The sequence below is a fragment of the Amphritea sp. genome, from assembly GCF_016744155.1.
Taxonomy (GTDB): domain Bacteria; phylum Pseudomonadota; class Gammaproteobacteria; order Pseudomonadales; family Balneatricaceae; genus Amphritea.
On record NZ_JADGEW010000005.1, the window covers coordinates 37,377 to 56,696 of the forward strand.

Genomic DNA, 19,320 nt, shown 5'->3' on the forward strand with positions numbered 1-19,320 from the left:
TCGCAGACCTTTCCTATGTTTAGTCAGATTCCTACCAATATAATTACCGGGTTTCTCGGTGTCGGTAAAACCACCGCGATTCAGTACCTTCTCGCTAATAAGCCTGACAATGAACGCTGGGCGGTGTTGGTGAATGAGTTTGGTGAAGTGGGTATAGACGCGGGACTGATGAATAATGAAAGTGAGGTGCCGGGAGTCTTTATAAAAGAGGTGCCTGGTGGCTGTATGTGTTGCACCGCCGGTGTGCCTATGCAAATTGCGTTGAATCAGTTGATTCGCCAAGCCCGTCCTGATCGTTTACTGATCGAACCTACTGGATTGGGGCATCCTAAAGAAGTGATCGCGACACTACAGCAGCCAGAGTATGCCGATGTGTTGGATCTTTGCACTACGGTTACGCTGGTAGATGCCCGCAAGTTAGAAGATTCACGTTATACCGAGCATGAGACCTTTAATCAGCAGATTAAGATTGCTGATCTGGTGGTCGCCCATAAGACTGATCTTTATCAGGGAGCCGAAGCTGAGCGGTTATCTGAATACCTGATGACGCTGGATTGCGATGCTGCGGTCACGAATTGTAGTAACGGTAAACTTGAACCTGAGTGGTTGATTGCTCCTTCTAGACATAAAATAGAAATAAGTACTGATATAAGTGCAGTGATAAAAGAGGGACGCAGTCAGGAAGGGCATAATCATATGACTGCAATGCAAGAGCCTGACTGCTTTCCCGAGTGCGGTTATCTGCGTAAGGATAATCAAGGTGAGGGTTTTTTCAGTAGTGGCTGGGTATTTAGTCCAGAATTCGAGTTCAGCTGTAGCGCCATGGAAAGCTTGTTTATGGGACTGGATGTCGAGCGACTGAAGGCGGTAATGATTAGTGATGAAGGTGTTTTTGCGTATAATCTGGCTGATTCAGTACTTAAGGTCCAGGCGCTCGACGAAGTAATGGATAGTCGTCTTGAAGTCATCGGCCAGAAACCGGAGAGTTGGCTGGATCTGGAAACTCAGCTACTGAAGCACAGCATACGTCTCTAAATCCTTAAATTAAGCGCCTGCTTTAAAGTCTAGGCTTGTTTATCTTTAGTGTTGCAGGACTGGTTTGATGGTGCTGCAATGTCCAGCAGTGGTGCTGCATCCAGACCTTCGGCATCCATCATGCTGGCGATATGCTGCAAGGATGACAGGATCTGAGTTTGTTCCCAATTCTCCAGGTTATCCAATCGATCAATAAAGGCCTCATGTAGCAAGGGTGGGGCGCTTTCAAGTACGGTATCCCCTTCCGCTGTCAGACGAGCATTTACTATCCTTCTATCGCTGGTGCTGCGTACCCGCTCTACCAATTTTCGATCTTCCAAACGATTCAAAATAGTTGTCACTGTTGCCTGGCTCAGGGACACCTCGTCGGACACTCTTTTTACGGTTACATCACCTAAGGTTTTAATTGAACGTAACACCATTACCTGAGGGATTGTCAGGCTACAGGCCTTTACGACTCGTTTAGACTGCAAATCAGTTGCCCTGATAATACGTCGCAGGGAGATAAGTATTTCTTGCCAGTATGGTGTGTTATTCATATTTGTTATCAGTTAGTTACTTCAGTCGGGATTAAGTAAGCATAATCTAAAATATTAGTGCTGTAATAGTTTGAACTCTAAATATTAGGGCTGTAAGATGATTAGATCAACGCTAAAAATTTAAATAATTAAAAATATAAATTTCCTAAGCAGGACTGGAGGCAACATGAAGCGAATGGCTAAAACAGCATTATTAGCTGCGGCACCGTTTTTACTGGCAAGCTCATTTACACAGGCAGCTGATGATTGTGGCAAAGTGACGATTGCCGATATGAACTGGAGTTCAGCCACTCTGATTGCTAACGTCGACCGTTTTATTCTGGAACACGGCTATGGTTGTGAAGCTGAACTGGTGCCTGGCGATACAATGCCGACTGGTACAGCCATGATTGAAAAAGGTGAGCCGGATATAGCGCCTGAAATGTGGAGTAACTCCATGAAGGATGCGCTGGATAAAGGTGTTGCTGAGAAACGCTTGCGTTATGCCGGTAACTCCCTGTCTGATGGCGGCGAAGAAGGCTTCTGGGTACCTGAGTTTTTGGTAAATAAGTATCCTGAGCTGGCTACTATCGAAGGTGTAAAGAAACACGCTAAGTTGTTTACCCATCCTGAAGATCCAGACCGTTATGCATTCTACGGCTGTCCTGCTGGCTGGAACTGTCAGATCTCTGCAGGTAACCTGTTTAACGCAATGAAACTGGAAGATTCTGGTTTTGAGATGATCGATCCAGGTTCAGGTGCTGGTCTTGCGGGTTCTATCGCTAAAGCCTTTACTCGTGAAGAAGCTTGGTTTGGCTACTACTGGGCACCAACAGCCGTTCTGGGTAAGTACAAAATGGTGAAAGTGGACTTCGGTTCCGGTGTTGATAAAGATGAGTTTGTTAATTGCACCTCGTCTGAAGACTGTCAGGATCCAAAGACGACTATGTATCCACCTTCAATCGTGCAGACAGTAACGACTGAAACCTTTGCTGCTAAGTCGCCAACCGCATATGACTATGTAGCAAATCGTTCATTTACCAATAATCAGATGAACGGTCTGCTGGCCTGGATGGAAGATAATCAGGCTGACGGTGAAGTTGCTGCGGAGCATTTCCTGACAGAGTATGAATCAAGCTGGACTGCCTGGGTTAGCCCTGAAGTAGCCGCGAAAGTTAAAGCTGCATTGCAGTGAGTTTAGTTTACACAGCCTGATCAACAGCCCGGTTATCATTAGGTAACCGGGCTTTGTTGTTATTAAACAGGTTGTTTTAAAGAGGTGTTGTATGGCTGAAACAAGCTGGTTGAGTGAGATTCCTCAGCTGAGCCGGGGTGAGTTGCGGGATATCCGTAAAGGCCTTGATGGTATTTATCGGGATTTCTCCCGGGAGTACGGTGAAACAATTGAAGCGTTGTTTGATCCGCTGCTTGCGTTTCTGGTGTGGTTTGAGAAGTTACTACTGGCGAGTCCATGGTTTTTAGTTATAGCCGTTATAGCAGGTTTGGCATGGATAGCCAGCCGGTCCTGGAAACTCGTTCTAGGGGTCGTGGTTTCATTCTTTATGATCGGTTACTTCGGCATGTGGGACGATACCATGCGCACCATGAGTATCATTCTGGTGTGTACCATGATGGCCATAGCGCTCGGGGTTCCCATTGGTATTGCGATGGCCCGGTCCGACCGGGTTCAGTCAACCGTCACGCCGATGCTCGATATTATGCAGACCATGCCCGCATTCGTTTATCTGATACCTGTCGTTATGTTGCTGGGGATAGGTAAAATTCCGGGTGTTATTGCGGTAATCATCTACGCTATACCGCCGGTCATACGACTGACCAACCTAGGTATACGTTTGGTAGATAAAGATGTACTGGAAGCTGCAACCGCCTACGGTGCAAATTCAGTGCAGCGGTTGATGGGCGTACAGTTACCTTTGGCGATGCCTACAATTATGGCCGGTATCAACCAGACCATTATGATGGCCCTATCGATGGTGGTAATCGCCTCGATGATCGGTGTTAAAGGGTTGGGTCAACCGGTACTGAAATCTATCACAAATCAGTACTTTACTCTGGGTCTGTTGAATGGCCTGGCGATTGTTGCTCTGGCAATTATCTTCGACCGGGTATCGCAGGCTTATGCGAAACGCAGCCAGCAACATATGGAGGGTCTGGACAATGGCTGAGGCTAAGATCGAAACACAGCCAACTGCGCTAATTAAGATAGAAGGTTTATACAAACTCTTTGGCAAAAACCCAAAGAAGTATATGCCGCTGGTTCATGAGGGTAAAAGCAAGGATGAGATTCTTGCGGCTACCGGTCATACCCTTGGCCTGAAAGATATCAATATGACCATCAATAAGGGCGAGATCTTTGTGATTATGGGGCTTTCTGGCTCTGGCAAATCGACATTGATTCGTCACTTTAATCGCCTTATCGATCCCACCGAGGGGGTGATCGAAATGGAAGGCACCGATGTGATGAAGCTTGGGCCTAAAGAACTTGAGCAGTTTCGTCGTCATAAAATGTCGATGGTTTTCCAACGCTTTGGTCTTCTGCCCCACAAAACAGTTGTGGATAACGTTGCTTATGGTCTGTCAATTCAGGGTGTAAGCAAAAGCGAGAGCACCGCGAAAGCTAAAGAGTGGCTGGAAACCGTTGGTCTGGCAGGTTATGAAGAACAGTACCCTGCACAACTATCCGGTGGACAGCAACAGCGCGTAGGCCTGGCCCGCGCACTGTGTACTGATGCAGAAATTCTGCTAATGGATGAAGCCTTTTCTGCTTTGGATCCATTGATTCGCTCAGAGATGCAGGATCAATTAATTGAACTGCAACAAAAACTGCAAAAGACCATTATCTTCATTACTCATGATCTAGATGAAGCACTGCGTATCGGTGACCGCATCGCGATTCTGAAAGATGGTGAAATGGTACAGCAGGGCGAGCCGGAAGAAATTCTGTTGAATCCAGCGACTGACTATGTCGAAGCTTTCGTTCGCGATGTAAACCGCGCCCGGGCACTGACGGTAGAAACGGTTATGAAAGATCCGGCTTATCGGATTACTGCAGATACTATCGAAGAAGCGCTGAAACAGATGCGCGGCTTCAAAGAGGACTACGGTTATTACATCAATGATGATGGCTATCAAGGAGTCGTTACAGAAGAGGCATTAGAAGATGCCTATGCTGAAGATAACAATGCTGAGATGACTTCCGAATGCTGTGAAGATCTGGATTCAATCTCGCCCGATGCCGTACTGGAAACCGTTATCCCCGAGACTCTGAACTCTGAGTATTCATTGCCTGTAGTGGATGAAGATGGAGAGTTTACGGGTATGCTTTCTAGAAGCACGCTTGCTGAGGTGCTGGGTAATGAAACTGCAGATTCTTCTGAGTCAGTGGAAGAGACTGAGAGGAAGGCGGGATAGCTAAATAAGTAGCTAGAACGTCGCTTCGCGACTTGCTCGTTGCTAGACGGAAAACTTCGTTTTTCTTGCTCGAAAAGCATTTTAAAAACCGCCGTAAGGCGGTTTTTTTTGAGGTTCTATTTCTTTATTGAATTATAGGCAAAAATATTGATGTTGAGTTGCCATCCCCTAGTCTATTTATAGATGAAAAACCTTGAGTATTTGCTTTGATAATTAAAGGATCGATAGAGGAGTACTTCTTATTAATAAGAGGTATATCTCTTTTTAATTCATCGTTATAGCTAACATTAACCCCAGTGACAGTTGCACCGATGCTCGACTCTCTTAAAAAATGGAAGTTTCCAATATAGAGTGCCTGTGCTGGTAGTATCTTAAATTTAATACTAAATGTATTAACTGGGAGTACCAATGCAGGGCCACTAGATACTGACCATGATGAAAACTCATAGTCCCCTTTCTCTAGTTCAACAGCAAATAAGTTACCCCTTAACCCTGGCTTTTCAATATCCCAATCCAGCATTCCTGGGGGGATCATCGAAGTGCCAGAACCTATCTTCAATTTACTCCAGTCTTTGCTACCAACCTTTCTGTATCTCATGGAGTAACCCGAATAACCTCCGTGGTATGTCAAAGAGGTCAATAGAACACCTTTATCAGAATTGGAATTGAGGTTGTAGTTAATTGGTACGTTTTTTACGGAATTGCACCCGCTTAGCAACAATGTCGATAAGGTAAAAATTCCAAGAATAAGTTTTTTAATTTGATTCATATTTACATCCATTAAATGCTAGCCCTTGCAAGGTCACAAGGATTTCAAAGGGCATCAGTGAATTTGAGATAAAAGCGACAGCTGCTACATTCTCGTCCCTGATAATGAGTAACTTATTGATTAGTCGTGACGTTGAGCACGTTTCCTTATTTTATTGATAGTGCCAAAAGACCGTCGATCTGACAATTGATATAAGTCGGATGAACAGTATATAAGATACGAGAAGGTTTAAACGGCTCTTCCAGCTAGAAAGACCATTAAAAAACCGCCGCTAGGCGGATTTTTTGTTTAATGATTGGCATCATTTATTGATACAGCTATTGCCGCTTTCTTAGTTCCGGTTTTCCGTATTTGGATATTGTTAATGATTGAAACTAAGACGAAACTCAGAAGCATCAGTAAGAACCAAGAGCTGAGTTTTGCTATTGATACCATCTGCCACTCAACTGTCTGATTTGGATAGATCCATACGTTGGTATAGGTGGCAATGTTCTCAGCAAACCAGATGAATAAAGCCACCAGAAACCAACCGAGCAGGATTGGCATTTTACGGTGTGTATTTATAACTCTGAAGTAGATATCTGTCTTGTAAAAAAGAAGTACGGTGGCAGCTAAAAGTAACCATCTCAGGTCCCATATATAGTGATGGGTAAAGAAATTCGCGTAAATTAAGCTAACCAGCACAATAGTAGCCAGTCTAGAGGGGTAGTAGGAGTACTCAAATTCAAATATTCGCCATACCCGGGCGATGTAACTACCTACCGCACTATACATAAATCCAGTGAACAGAGGCACGTTGCCGATACCAAAGAAATACTCTTCAGGATAGGTCCATGAACCAATTGCGTCAGATGTTTTGAATAGCTCCATGACCGTGGCAACGAGATGAAAAACAATAATCACGATGCTCTCTCGGCCGGTTTCAAATTTGAAGACTAAAAGAAATCCCTGGAAAGCGATGGCTGATAAAAAGATGAAGTCATAGCGATGAATACTGTCTAACGGATACCAGAAACTGGTTGTGATCATTACTGCCAGTAGGAAACCGCCAAAGATACAGGCGTTCGCTTGCTTTAGACCAAAAAGCCATAGTTCATGAATAAATGCTTTTATCATCAATAGACGTATCTCTTTTTGTTTTTATCGAGCAAGCGGCGAAGCCGCGTCTAGCAACTTATCCAAGCCAGCCTGAAATTCCTTTATAGATAACAAAAATTGCCGAGACAGCTGAGACGGTTAAGAGTACCGGCTTGGCGCTTTCGGCGCGAATCTTGCCATCTACTTTATGGGCCAGCCAGAAACCGATAAGTACGCCGGGTAGCATCTTAAGGCTTAGCATCGCTATTTCGGTATCGATGTTGCCCTGATGCATGAGGGCAAGTATGGAGAAGGGTGTGCCGATTAAAAAGAAGGCGGCCAGTTCGTTACGGATGGTGATGCGGTTTTGTTCCTGATACACCAGCGCCATGGGCGGGCCACCGACAGATGTTGCGGTACCGATTAATCCGGAGAAGAAACCACCAATTATCAGGCTGATTTTTGAGGTCTGTACTTTGAATACTTTCCAGGTCAGTAGTACCGCTAATAGCAGTGAGGCACCGAACAGCAGACTCAGGCTCCAGGCTGGAATAGAGACCAGGAGCAGTGCACCTAGCCATGCGCCGGGTAAGCGGGCGATGATTGCCGGCGCTATTCTGCGCCAGTTCAGCTCACCCTGGTTACTCATCAGCGTTATCCGCGAAACGACTAATACAGATAGGCTGGTCCCTAAAATCAGAATCGGACCGGGTACATAAGAAGGATTAATCAGGAACAGCAGCGGCGCTGCCACCAAACCAAAACCGATACCAAACCAGGTTTGCAGCACAATTCCGCAGGTCACAATCAACAGCGCTGTCAGTTCGGGAAAGGTATAAAGCATCGTATCCATATCGAAAATAGAGTCGCTAGAACAGAGCCTTAGGCTCCAGCTAGTCGTTAGATGGAAAACTAGGTTTTCCTTGCTAGAAAGAACCAGCAGCATAGCTTGCTGTTATTAATGAAGCGAGGAGAAATTCAGATTATAACGTTCTCTACTATGAATGCTGGGCATTGAGTTTTCGCGAAGTGAGTCCGCAGCGACGTCTGGTTGTTCTAGCTCAGGAGGGTTTCTGCACTGTGATTTAGTAATAAAAAAAGACCCCGCTTCCGATTGGTGCAAATCAGAAGCAGGGTCGTTTGTATCAAGTGATATCGTTACACCTCTATAGTATCGATAGCACCTAATTTTTAGCGAAGCAGAGTGTTAATTCAGCGACCACCGGCTCCCTGTCGTGAACGGTCACTGTTTTCAACCAGCACCCCTTCACCGATTTTATTGATCCGGGCCCACAGGTCTTCATCGATATCGATGCCGTGATCAACACTGTGTTCCTTGTTTAACTCAACCTGTTCAGCACTGATGTAGCTGGCATTGCGATTGCCCTTCGAACGCTGCAAGGAAGAGGTTAGGTCGACCCGGGAGCTACAGATAATGGTCAACGCCTGCTTGTCTTCTTGATTAGAAGTCAGAGTCGTCATCGCTTCACTGTAGCTAGGGTAACGCTCACCTGCTTTGATCGCGGCGGTGTGCTCGGTTACCGTCTGGCTACCGTTCTGCCAGTAGGCAGCAACGCTGATACCACGGCGACCACAATCGGTTAGCGCTTTAAGGATAAACATTCGATTATGGCAGTTATGCACCGTTACTGTAGCGATACCGTTTTCAAGTGCCTTGGCGTGAGCCAGGTCGACGGAGGCGGCGATACAATTGAGTGCGCTGCGGCCATTACTATCGATAATCGCCGAAGTACTGTCTTCATAGATGACTGTGCTCAGCGGCTTAGTGCTGTCTTCACTGATGTAGGGTAGTGCCCGCTGCAATTCAGTCAGTCCATTGAGACCGTGCTTTTCCAGCCACAGAATCATATTGGCGGCATCTTCATAGTTACCAACATAGTAACCGGTGGCTTCAAAGCAGCGGCGCAGGGCAGCTTTCAGTTCGATCATAGAAACATGCATCAGAATTCTCCTTCCTGCTGTGGTGCCAGTGGCATAAACCAGTCGTCGTTGAATGTTCTACCGATATCTTCCAGCAGCGGCGCGCCCTGGAACATTGTGTTACGGACCCATAGCTTGGAACGTGGATCAAACTTACCGACACCGAAGAATGCCAGTTTGGCACGTAACAGGTGCATCGGTAGGATCTCGCGGTCCAGCAGATTAGCCTGAATGTCGCCGTAGATGCAGCGGTTCATGCTCTGAATACGGCGTACGATACCGCGCAGTTTAGGTTGTGCAACCATAAAGCGGGCAGTGCTATGTTCAGGGTGCTCAGTCATATATTCAGACAGCTGGTCGTAGCATCTACGCACTGCGTAAGCGACACCCAATGCCATCTCTTTATCTTTACCATTCTCGTCGCGGATATCGCCCAGACGGGGCTCCATCTTCTCTTCCGAACGGTACCAGAAAGTATCCTTGGCACCTTCAGCGGCGAAATCGAACCCCAGGGCCCATTGATAGCGGTTCTCGATAACCTGTTTCAGCTCTTGCAGCGGCATTACCGGATCAAGATCCTGAAACTCTTCTGCGGAATGATAGTCTTCCAGGTCGTCGACCAACTCTGGATAGAGTTCTAACATCACCGAAACTAACATTTCCTGGCCTTGCAGCGAGCAATTGATTTCGCTCCACTGAAGCAGTGCTTCCCAGCTATCGAAGCCGTTTCGGGTATGTTCGCGAATCGCGTCCAGGTCTTTCAGTACCTGCTGATTGTTGGCTGTTTGCCATTCATCTTCGGTAACCGTTTCTGCGGTGTGCACTGCGCAGCGCTCCAGCAGCTCAGGGAACTGTTGCTGAATACGGTGATTGATGTTGCCGAGAACACGGACTCGAGCCAGTGCCAGTTCACGCATCTCGACCCACTGATTAATCAGTAATGGGTGGTTGATCAGGTATGGCGCCATACCTAGGCCGGTGGAATTACCGATGCCGAAGAAACGCTTAATGTCAGGCTGCATCGGATTATAGCTTTCGGGTGTCTTGTGCTGTGCGATATGTTCCGCCTGCAGCAGGCTGAAGTTTCGCAGCATCAGGCAAACAAACATCTCAGCCGAAAAAGGGCGGGCAAAATCGGCATGGCGGCTAGCCACTTTTTCCCAGTCGGCCATGCCCAGTTTTCCGCTGCCATATACGGCGGTGGTGCGGTATAGGTAACCTACTTTAGCGATCTGCGCCACATCCGGCTGTTTGCCGTTGGCCAACTGATCGACTACATAATCAAAGTTACGGGCGCTACGGTTGGCACGGGATAGAACAAAGACCCGGGCATCGACCCGGCCTGCTTCCTGTTTAGGCACATTCTGACGCAGTTTTTCCAGATAGATTTCATCAACTTCGCCGTCCACCAGGGCCATTGTCAGGTCCCACTTGGTGGCGATTACTCGGTCGTTACGCTCATCCGGCGAGAGATAATCGGAGAACAGTACAAAGCTGTAAAGCTTATTAGGTGTAGTGATCTCGTAGACGACAGTACCGTAGCCCAGCTCATCCAGTTCAAAACGGGCTGGTTCAATCTGCCAGCGCTCGCGCATAATCCGACGCACCAGAGTACGCATAAAACTAAGTCGACTCTGATGGATAGCGCCCAGTCGTTCCAGGTCCATGACCTGGTTGATCGGGCGCAATGGTAGTGCGTTGTCGCCTCTCAGGGCAGCTTGTATAGCAGCTGGCGTGGTCATTATTGTTTTCCTCGTTAAATAGCGATTCGAGACTGAGTGGAAACTATTGCGCTTGCCTGAACTTCGTTAAAAATAGTCTAAAAGTGCCTGTTTACAGCAGTAAACTCCGCATTCTCGATTATTTTCGCCTCGCTCAGCCTTCGCTTATAACGTTTCCATACTTTCTCGGCACATCTTGTTTTTTTTATTAGCAGCATAGATGTGTTCGAAACCTCTTTTTTATTTGCTCTGCTGGTTTCGTTTGTAATGGTTATATGCAGAGCTATACGAGGAAGGGTCAGGCTGTCTTATCAACATAGTAGATAAGTATGGCTCAGTTCTGCGGATAGATCAGAATCTGAACAGCCAGCCTTCCGGTATGCCACTTATCATGGGGCAGAAAGCTGATCGCGCACAAATCAGAAGGTTATATCGCTTAATAAGAGAAACTTATCAAAATAGCTCAACCTATTATTTTTTCTATGTCTCCAGCCCTGTTGTAAATCGCCGCGGAGGTTAAAAATTTTATGTTTTTGCTGGATTGTTACGCGCCAGAATAAAGTCGACCAGTGCTTGGGCCGGTGGTGTTAATGACTTATTAGTGAGCTTAACAATTCCGATGCGGCGCACCACTCTTGGCGTACTTAATGGAATAAAGCACAGCGTTTCGCTGTCTTTGGGTACCGCATAGCGGGGTAAAGTGGTCACACCAAAGCCCGCTTCAAGCATCGCAATCAACGAGATCATATTTGAGATATAAAACTGGGAGTGGCCCAGTAGAGGTCTGGCTTCACTGTCTTCCAGCAGGCGGGAGGTACCGTTACTTATTAGCCGGTAGTTACGCAGTTCTTTCCAATGTAACTCTTTATGTTCAGCCAGCGGGTGATCTTTTGGGCAGACTACGCCGATCTGATCTTCCCAGATCGGGATAAAGGTTTTGTCACTATGTTCCTGTTCGTGGAACAGATGAGCGATACCGAAATCGACCTGTTGGTTTTCTACCATCTTGTAGACCGCATCGGAATTATCATCAAAGAAGCTGATGTGCAATTCAGGCGTGTCGTTAACAAATTCAAGCAACAGTTCAGGTAATACCTGACTGGCAATAGAAGGTACAGATGCGAGTCGCAGATGGCCGGTTTTGTGTTCCGCTAACAGGGTCATATCCTGGGATATACGATCGTGGTGTTCAATCAGCTCCTTTGCCTTGGGCAGAAAATACTGTCCGAAAGGGGTCAGCTCTGTCTTGGCGGTCTTAGCGTTGCGCTTTTCAAAGAGCGACTCACCCAGCTTGTTCTCCAAGTCACGAATCGACAGCGAGATTGCCGGTTGGGTGCGGTGGGCTTTCTCCGCTGCAGCATGAAATCCTTTCAGCTCAGAAACCCAGACAAAGTGACGCAATTGGGCAATCTTGAATTCCGGCAGCATAAAGCCTCCTGTGATGATTTAGTAACGGTTACAAATTCCCGATAAGAAAACCTTATCGCGGAATATTATTTATTAATTATTTTTATTAAAGCACAGGCCCTATGATTGATCCATATACATGCAGGAGATCAAAAATGTCTGATTCAGTTTTTCGTAATTACATTGCAGGTGAGTGGGTCGAAGGTAACAAAGGCTACGTGGCAAATATTAGCCCCGCCGATATCAGCGATGTGATCGGCCAGTATGCTCAGGCTGATAAAGCTCAGACTGAAGCGGCGATTGCTGCAGCAGCAGTTGGCCAGCTAGAGTGGCAAAAAAGTGGTCTGGAACAGCGCTACTCAGTATTAATGGCCATCGGTGATGAGTTGATCGCCCGTAAAGATGAACTGGGAGAACTCCTCGCTCGTGAAGAGGGTAAGACTCAGGCTGAAGGCGCGGGTGAAACTTATCGCTCCGGTCAGTTTTTCCATTACTACGCCGCGGAAGTTCTGCGTCAGATGGGTGAAACTGCTGATTCTGTTCGCCCGGGTATCGAAATTGAAACTCGCCGCGAGCCGGTAGGTGTTGTCGGTATCATCACGCCGTGGAACTTCCCAACGGCAACCGGTGCCTGGAAGATTGCTCCGGCGCTGGCGTTTGGTAACGCTGTCGTTTGGAAACCTGCTAATCAGGTGCCTGCGTCTGCCTGGGCTTTGACTGAAATTATCTCCCGTCAGGGACTGCCTGCCGGCACTTTAAATCTGGTCATGGGGCCGGGTGCGGAAGTTGGCGATGTGCTGATCAACTCTCGTGGTATCAATGCTCTGACCTTCACCGGATCTTTAGAAACGGGTCGTAAGGTTGCCGTGGCAACGGCGGTTAACCTGGTGAAGTGTCAATTAGAAATGGGCAGTAAGAATGCGCTGGTCGTTCTCGATGATGCAGATCTGGATAACGCTGTTGAGTGTGCCGTGGGTGGCGCGTTTGGTGGTACAGGGCAGAAGTGTACGGCATCTTCCCGACTGATCGTTACTGAAGGTATCCACGACCGTTTCGTTGAGGCGATGGTTGAGCGGATGAAGAAGCTGGTTGTGGGCCACCCACTGAAAGCGGGTGTACATATCGGTGCCGTTGCTGATGCCCGCCAGATGGAGCAGAACCTACGCTACCTGGAAACGGCTAAAACCGAAGGTGGCAAGCTGGTTTACGGTGGCGATGTACTGACTGAAGAGACCGAAGGCTACTACATGCAGCCTGCGTTATTCACCGAAACCACTAACGCTATGACCATTAACCGTGAAGAAGCTTTTGCGCCGATCGCCTGCATTATCAAGGTTAAGGATTATGAAGAAGCGCTGGCGACTCTGAATGATACCAACTTCGGTTTGACCGGGGGTATTTGCACGCAGTCACTGAAATATGCGTCTGACTTTAAACGTAACGCCAAGACGGGTTGTGTGATGATTAACCTGGCAACTGCAGGTACCGATTATCACGTTCCATTTGGTGGCCGTAAGGATTCCAGCTTTGGCCCACGGGAACAGGGAACTTACGCCAAAGAGTTTTACACCGTTGTGAAGACAACCTACATCAGCGCTTAACGCTTTATTTACGAGCTTAGGCCAGGAGGTATTGCTATGCATAACGAAATGATCGTAATTGACGGGCTCCAGTATTCCAACTGGAACCGCAAGATCTTCGAACAGCTACGCGAAGGTGGCGTAACGATGGTGCATGCCACCATCGTTTACCACGAACAAATTCGTGAAACTCTGATGCGTATTTCCGAGTGGAATCGTCACTTTGAAATGAACAGCGATCTGATCATGCCGGTCAGAAGCGCAGCAGATATCCGTCTGGCAAAGCAGCTGGGCAAAGTGGGCATCATGTTCGGCGCTCAGAACTGTTCTCCGATTGAAGATGATATCGGTATGGTCGAGGTGATGCGTGAGCTAAACCTGATGATCATGCAGCTGACCTACAACAACCAGAGCCTGTTGGCCTGCGGTTGCTACGAAGCGGAAGACAGTGGTGTCACTCGCTTTGGTCGCCAGGCGATCAAAGAGATGAACCGGGTCGGCATGATTATCGATATGAGCCATAGCGGCGAGCGCAGCACTTTAGATGCGATAGATATTTCTGAGCGTCCGATAGTGATCTCCCATGCTAACCCACTAAGCTTCCACGAAGCCAAGCGCAATAAGTCCGACAAGGTACTGAAGGCGCTGGGTGAATCCGGTGGTCTGCTGGGCTTCAGTCTGTATCCGTTCCACCTTAAGAACGGCCCGGATTGCACGTTGGACGATTTCTGCGACATGGTTGCCGGTACCGCTGATCTGATGGGTATTGAGCAGATCGGCATCGGTACTGACCTGTGCCAGGAGCAGCCACTGTCAATTCTGGAGTGGATGCGAAATGGTCGCTGGTCAAAAGCCATGGACTACGGCGAGGGCTCTAAGGCGAATGCCGACTGGCCACGTCCGTTGTCCTGGTTCCGCGATAGCCGTGACTTCCCGAATCTGACTAATGGTCTTCAGGCGCGAGGCTTCAGCAATGAAGACGTGGCTAAGATCATGGGTCTGAACTGGCTTAACTTTCTCGATGAAGGGCTAAAGCCGCAATAACCTTGTTTTTATAACCTATATGGCTCAGTCCGTTGAGAGTTCAGTCTGAGCCATTGCTTTACCTGATAACTAATAAATATAAAGATCCGTCAGGAGACTATAATGAGTAATACAACACAGGCTGCTGTTGCCCGGCAACAGACAGCAACACCCGAGGCCTCTATGGCCAATAACAAATTTCTAGCAGGTGTCGACCTGCCGGTATTCTTTATTAGTGGTGGAGTACTGGTGCTGTTCGCCGCATTGGCTCTGTACGATATCGACATGATGTCTGGCTGGGTTAATAGCGCATTTGCTACCTCAACTAAATATTTTGGCGCCTACTGGCAGGTGCTATTACTACTGACCTTTGTGATCGGTCTGTTTCTGACTATTGGTCGTACTGGTTCTGTGGTTCTGGGTGGTGTTAAGTCACCGGAGATGCCAACCTTCCAGTGGATCTCAGTAATCATGTGTACCCTGCTTGCCGGTGGTGGCGTGTTCTGGGCTGCGGCTGAGCCGATGGCACACTTCACTTCAGCACCGCCATTATTCTCGGGTACTGAAGCAGGTTCTGTTGATGCCGCTTACAACGCGCTGGCACAGAGCTTCATGCACTGGGGCTTTCTAGCCTGGGCGATTCTGGGTAGTCTGACCGGTATCGTGTACATGTACCTGCACTATGAAAAAGGTCTGCCGCTGAAGCCCCGTACGCTGCTGTACCCGGTGTTTGGTGACAAAGTTATGACCGGCCCATTGGGTGCTATCGTTGACTCAAGCTGTGTACTGGCAGTAGTTGCGGGTACGGTGGGGCCGATCGGTTTCCTTGGCCTGCAGGTGAGCTTCGGTCTGGAAAAACTCTTTGGTATTCCTAACACCTATATGACTCAGGTAATGATATTGGTCGGCTTGATCTGTATCTATACCATCTCTGCGGTTAGTGGTGTTACCAAAGGGATTCAGATTCTCAGCCGTGCCAACGTAATTCTGGCGGTTGTCCTGATGGCTTTCATTCTGATCTTTGGGCCTACCGCGTTTATTATTGACGGCTACCTGCATTCGTTCGGCATCTACTTAGATCAGTTCATTCCGATGGCAACGTTCCGTGCTAGCCCTGGCTGGTTGGACTGGTGGACAGTATTCTTCTGGGGTTGGTTCCTGGGTTACGGTCCACTGATGGCGATGTTCGTTGCGCGTATTTCTAAAGGTCGTACGATCCGTGAAATGATACTGCTGATCTCTGTTGTTGCACCGATTATCACTTGCTTCTGGTTCACTATTGTAGGTGGTAGCGGTCTGGCATACGAACTGGCTAATCCAGGCGTAATCTCTGAACCGTTCACCGGTTTTAATCTACCAGCAGCACTGTTGGCAATTACTGAACAGCTACCGATGGGCTTCATGATTTCGGTTCTGTTTTTAATCCTGACGACAATCTTTGTAGCCACTACCGGTGACTCCATGACCTACGCAGTATCGATGGTTATGACCGGTACCGATCATCCACAACCGTCTATTCGTGTGTTCTGGGGCATCATGATGGGTGTCGTTGCTGCACTGTTGATCTCTATCGGCTCCGGCGGTATCTCTGCGCTGCAATCGTTCATTGTAGTGACGGCGGTCCCTGTCTCTTTGGTGTTGCTACCATCGCTTTGGACGGCACCGCAGATCGCTCGCAAGATGGCCGACGAGCAGGGGCTTTAATTAATAACTGAAGTCCGATCGTTTCACTTGTCCGCTCACTGCGTTTGTCCGAGGTCCGAAAAAACGGACAGGCGCAGGGGGCGGGTTTCTGCTTTTAACGGACAAGTTGACTCCGGCAACGTCGGACAAGCGTAGCGTTCGGGCTTCGGATCTCTATCTTTTATAAAAGTGAATTACTATGAAACAAGCTGTAAAGACTGAACTGTTCGCCTCTAAGGCGCCACTGGAATGGGCTGTTATCGCTAACGGTCAGCTGTCTACTGCGCAGATTCCTATTAATGCTGAAGGCCAGGTTGTTGAAGGTGGCATTGAGGCGCAGGCACGTCAGACGATGGAAAACTTTAAGCACACCATTGAAGCGGCTGAGCTGACCATGGCTGATGTAACCCAGGTACTGATCTATGTGACTGATCGAAGCCAGTTACCAGTATTCAACAAAGTTTACGCTGACTACTTTGAAGCACCATACCCGAACCGTGCGGCGATGATTGTTGCCGGTCTGGCCCGTGAAGAGATGCTGTGTGAAGTTGTTGCCTATGCGGCAGTGCCTCGCTAAGCGGGAGTAGCTAGAACGTCGCTACGCTACTGCTAGTGGCTAGACGGAAAACTTCGTTGTCCTTGCTAGAAACAGCGTTCTGGCTTTAGCGTTTTATCCCAGATTGTCCCTTGCCGATAGGCTGTTGGCGCATTGGTTAACCGGTGCGCCTTTTTTTGTGGATCAAATATAGGTTTCTTAGTTATTTATAATGACTATTTGCATCTCCTTTTAAGTAAGTTTTTTTTATAAGCCATTGATAATGGTTGCAGATGAATAGAGCGTGATTGATCGTTAATTTTATTCATGGCTGTTGATATTGACCCCCCCGTCTCATCTCCCTAGAATGCACTCAGTTTTTGGTAATCCTGTTGTAAAATAGGATTTTAAACGGGAAGTTGGTGCGTACTGTTTTTTAGCAAGAATGCTTAAACAGGCAATGCCTACACTGCCCCCGCAACGGTAATCGAGTTAAGACATTACAAAAGCCACTGTGTCATACATGGGAAGGCGTAATGTTGGGATTCTTTCCACTCGAAAGTCCGGAGACCGGCCTCAAACACTATTCAGTCGGCATAGCGGAGGGCTAATGCAACGGCAGCACATTCCTGTGGTTTTCGTTCTGGCTTGTTAGCTAGTTCATGTCTTGCGGTTTTCGTGTTTCTGTTCATTCCTGCTTGTTAGTGCCGTTAATCTAATTGACGTGCGGCGGGCACGTACAGGACACCATCTGACTCATGAAAAAATTATCCAGCGCCATTCTAGCAGCGGCGTGTTGTTATTCCTCTTTGGTTGTAGCTCAGCAAACAACGACCCTCAATAAAGTATTTGTAACTGCTTCTCGTACTGCTCAGTCGGTAGATGAAACGTTGGCTTCAGTTACCTTGATTACACGAAAAGATATTGAACGTTCACAGGCAATTACTGTGGCTGATATATTGCAGAAAACGCCAGGTGTCGTGATCACCAACAGTGGTGGTATTGGTAAAGCGAGTAGTGTTTACCTACGCGGCACATCAACTAAAGATCTGTTGATTTTGATTGATGGCATCCGTATCGGCTCAGCTACGCAAGGGCAAGTAAATGTTCAGGAGCTTAACCTTAGTCAGGTTGACCGTATCGAAATTGTTCGTGGCCCACGTTCCTCTTTGTATGGTTCTGATGCTGCCGGTGGTGTTATTCAAATTTTCACTCGACGTGGTGCTGGTAAGCTTACACCTTCCTTTACTATTTCAGCAGGATCAGACAGTACCTCAATAGCAAAAATTGGTTTACAGGGTGGGGATCAGAACCGTTGGTTCAATGTAGCAGCATCAGGTATTGACACTGAGGGATTTGATGCGAAAACCTCGGGTGATGACGACGATGACGGTTACTATAATAAGGGTTTGCTGCTGAGAGTAGGGCAGCGCTTTGATGGTGGTCATGAACTTGAAGGGCTTTTCACCATCACCGATTCCGCAAACGAGTTTGATGGTACTTACGCAACAAGTCCCGATCGTGGCGATAAGCTAATTAAGGTGCTAGCTGCTAGTGGCACAATTGTTGTGTCTGACAGCTGGCTTGTTGACCTGTCGGCAGGTCGTAGTCTGAACCAAAGCACATCATTTACCGGTAACGTTTTCAAAAGCCGTTTTGAAACAATACGTGATTCTTTTAGTCTTCAAAATGATGTGCTTGTCAGTGATGATAATCAGCTTATTTTTGGTTTGGATTACCTCAAAGATCAGGTTGATTCGAACAATACTTATGCTGAGACTGAGCGCAGTAACTGGGCAGGTTTTGCCCAATATCAATTAGCACTGGGCACGTCTGATTTGCAATTCAGTGTACGTGTTGATGATAACGAGCAATTTGGCTCACATACGACAGGCGGATTCGCCTGGGGTATTCCACTTAACGATAATGTTAATGTTATCGCGTCATACGGCACGGCTTTTAAAGCCCCTTCTTTCAATGATCTGTATTACCCGGGTAGTGGCAATACTGAGTTGATACCAGAAGAGTCTGATACATATGAACTCAGTCTAAAAGGGAAGCGCAAAGGGGTTAACTGGCAGACTTCGATTTACCAAACATCCTTTGAAAATATGATTGCCTGGGCACCGATTGCTCCTGGTTCTTATACATGGAAACCTAGCAATATTAATTCAGCCCGCATCCGTGGTCTGGAACTCAGTGCTGATTATCAATGGCAGCAGTGGTCTTTAAATGGAAATGTCTCTTTCATTGATCCTGAAAACCGTTCAGGTGTAAATAAAGGTAATCGCTTAAAGCGTCGCGCCGATAGAATCGCGAATATAAATATCGACCGTGACTTTGGTGCGCTGGCGTTAGGTGCAACATTACATGCTGAAGGTCGCCGTTACACCAACGACAGTAATACCGACTCTTTAGAAGGCTTCGGGACTGTAGATCTGCGTGCTGCTTATCAGTTAGCCGCTGCATGGCAAGTGCGGACAAAGCTTGGAAACTTACTAGAAAAACAGTACCAAACAGTTAGCGGTTATAACCAGTCTGGCTTAACCGCCTTATTTACACTGGCTTATCAGCCTCAATAACGTGAACAAGAGATACT

The 19,320-nt window shown here is 47.5% G+C and carries 16 protein-coding genes and 1 riboswitch; of the genes, 9 read left to right on the top strand and 7 right to left on the bottom strand.

The window, feature by feature from the left end; translation table 11 throughout:
* Positions 1-15: 15 nt before the first annotated feature.
* Entirely contained in the window at positions 16-1,035 is a 1,020-nt protein-coding gene (locus tag QZZ54_RS06035; RefSeq protein ID WP_290700255.1) for a GTP-binding protein, read from the top strand.
* Positions 1,036-1,064: 29 nt separating this feature from the next.
* Here the strand turns inward: QZZ54_RS06035 and QZZ54_RS06040 are convergent, their stop codons facing one another.
* On the bottom strand, positions 1,065-1,574 hold the full coding sequence (locus QZZ54_RS06040; protein ID WP_290700257.1) for a MarR family winged helix-turn-helix transcriptional regulator: 510 nt from the start codon (positions 1,572-1,574) through the stop codon (positions 1,065-1,067).
* 175 nt (positions 1,575-1,749) lie between these two features.
* On the opposite strand from QZZ54_RS06040, the gene QZZ54_RS06045 reads away from it, so the two are divergent.
* From QZZ54_RS06045 to QZZ54_RS06055, 3 genes are all read left to right on the top strand, one after another.
* Positions 1,750-2,748: an ABC transporter substrate-binding protein gene (locus QZZ54_RS06045; protein WP_290700638.1), complete on the top strand. Its 999-nt coding sequence runs from the start codon at positions 1,750-1,752 to the stop codon at positions 2,746-2,748.
* A 91-nt stretch (positions 2,749-2,839) separates the two neighbouring features.
* On the top strand, positions 2,840-3,739 hold the full coding sequence (locus QZZ54_RS06050; RefSeq protein ID WP_290700259.1) for a proline/glycine betaine ABC transporter permease: 900 nt from the start codon (positions 2,840-2,842) through the stop codon (positions 3,737-3,739).
* Positions 3,732-4,985 (top strand): glycine betaine/L-proline ABC transporter ATP-binding protein, encoded by a 1,254-nt coding sequence (locus tag QZZ54_RS06055; protein ID WP_290700262.1) that lies wholly within the window; start codon positions 3,732-3,734, stop codon positions 4,983-4,985. The genes QZZ54_RS06050 and QZZ54_RS06055 overlap by 8 nt, the downstream gene beginning before the upstream one ends.
* A gap of 124 nt (positions 4,986-5,109) precedes the next feature.
* Here the strand turns inward: QZZ54_RS06055 and QZZ54_RS06060 are convergent, their stop codons facing one another.
* From QZZ54_RS06060 to QZZ54_RS06085, 6 genes are all read right to left on the bottom strand, one after another.
* Positions 5,110-5,754, bottom strand: coding sequence for a hypothetical protein (locus QZZ54_RS06060; protein WP_290700265.1), 645 nt, complete (start codon positions 5,752-5,754; stop codon positions 5,110-5,112).
* A 288-nt stretch (positions 5,755-6,042) separates the two neighbouring features.
* Positions 6,043-6,870 carry a DUF817 domain-containing protein gene (locus tag QZZ54_RS06065; RefSeq protein WP_290700267.1) on the bottom strand — a complete coding sequence of 276 codons (828 nt, stop codon included), beginning with the start codon at positions 6,868-6,870 and terminating at the stop codon, positions 6,043-6,045.
* Between the two features lie 58 nt (positions 6,871-6,928).
* Positions 6,929-7,777: a sulfite exporter TauE/SafE family protein gene (locus QZZ54_RS06070; protein ID WP_290700270.1), complete on the bottom strand. Its 849-nt coding sequence runs from the start codon at positions 7,775-7,777 to the stop codon at positions 6,929-6,931.
* A 266-nt stretch (positions 7,778-8,043) separates the two neighbouring features.
* Positions 8,044-8,793 carry a DUF3726 domain-containing protein gene (locus QZZ54_RS06075; RefSeq protein ID WP_290700272.1) on the bottom strand — a complete coding sequence of 250 codons (750 nt, stop codon included), beginning with the start codon at positions 8,791-8,793 and terminating at the stop codon, positions 8,044-8,046.
* A complete protein-coding gene (locus QZZ54_RS06080) occupies positions 8,793-10,514 on the bottom strand; it encodes a hypothetical protein (RefSeq protein ID WP_290700274.1) in 1,722 nt (573 codons plus the stop codon). The genes QZZ54_RS06075 and QZZ54_RS06080 overlap by 1 nt, the downstream gene beginning before the upstream one ends.
* Before the next feature lie 504 nt (positions 10,515-11,018).
* A complete protein-coding gene (locus tag QZZ54_RS06085) occupies positions 11,019-11,921 on the bottom strand; it encodes a LysR family transcriptional regulator (RefSeq protein WP_290700276.1) in 903 nt (300 codons plus the stop codon).
* A 134-nt stretch (positions 11,922-12,055) separates the two neighbouring features.
* Here QZZ54_RS06085 and QZZ54_RS06090 point away from each other — a divergent pair, with 134 nt between their 5' ends.
* The 5 genes from QZZ54_RS06090 (at position 12,056) to QZZ54_RS06110 (ending at position 19,303) form a co-directional block, all read left to right on the top strand.
* The gene (locus QZZ54_RS06090) at positions 12,056-13,501 is read left to right on the top strand and encodes an aldehyde dehydrogenase family protein (RefSeq protein WP_290700279.1); all 1,446 of its coding nucleotides are present in this window, start codon (positions 12,056-12,058) and stop codon (positions 13,499-13,501) included.
* Between the two features lie 36 nt (positions 13,502-13,537).
* Positions 13,538-14,524, top strand: coding sequence for a dipeptidase (locus QZZ54_RS06095; RefSeq protein ID WP_290700282.1), 987 nt, complete (start codon positions 13,538-13,540; stop codon positions 14,522-14,524).
* A 102-nt stretch (positions 14,525-14,626) separates the two neighbouring features.
* The gene (locus QZZ54_RS06100) at positions 14,627-16,207 is read left to right on the top strand and encodes a BCCT family transporter (protein ID WP_290700284.1); all 1,581 of its coding nucleotides are present in this window, start codon (positions 14,627-14,629) and stop codon (positions 16,205-16,207) included.
* A 178-nt stretch (positions 16,208-16,385) separates the two neighbouring features.
* Positions 16,386-16,763, top strand: a complete 378-nt coding sequence (locus QZZ54_RS06105) for a RidA family protein (RefSeq protein ID WP_290700286.1) — start codon at positions 16,386-16,388, stop codon at positions 16,761-16,763.
* Positions 16,764-17,085: 322 nt separating this feature from the next.
* A riboswitch (cobalamin riboswitch) is annotated at positions 17,086-17,315 on the top strand.
* A 164-nt stretch (positions 17,316-17,479) separates the two neighbouring features.
* Positions 17,480-19,303, top strand: a complete 1,824-nt coding sequence (locus QZZ54_RS06110; RefSeq protein ID WP_290700289.1) for a TonB-dependent receptor — start codon at positions 17,480-17,482, stop codon at positions 19,301-19,303.
* The last annotated feature ends 17 nt before the right edge of the window (positions 19,304-19,320 follow it).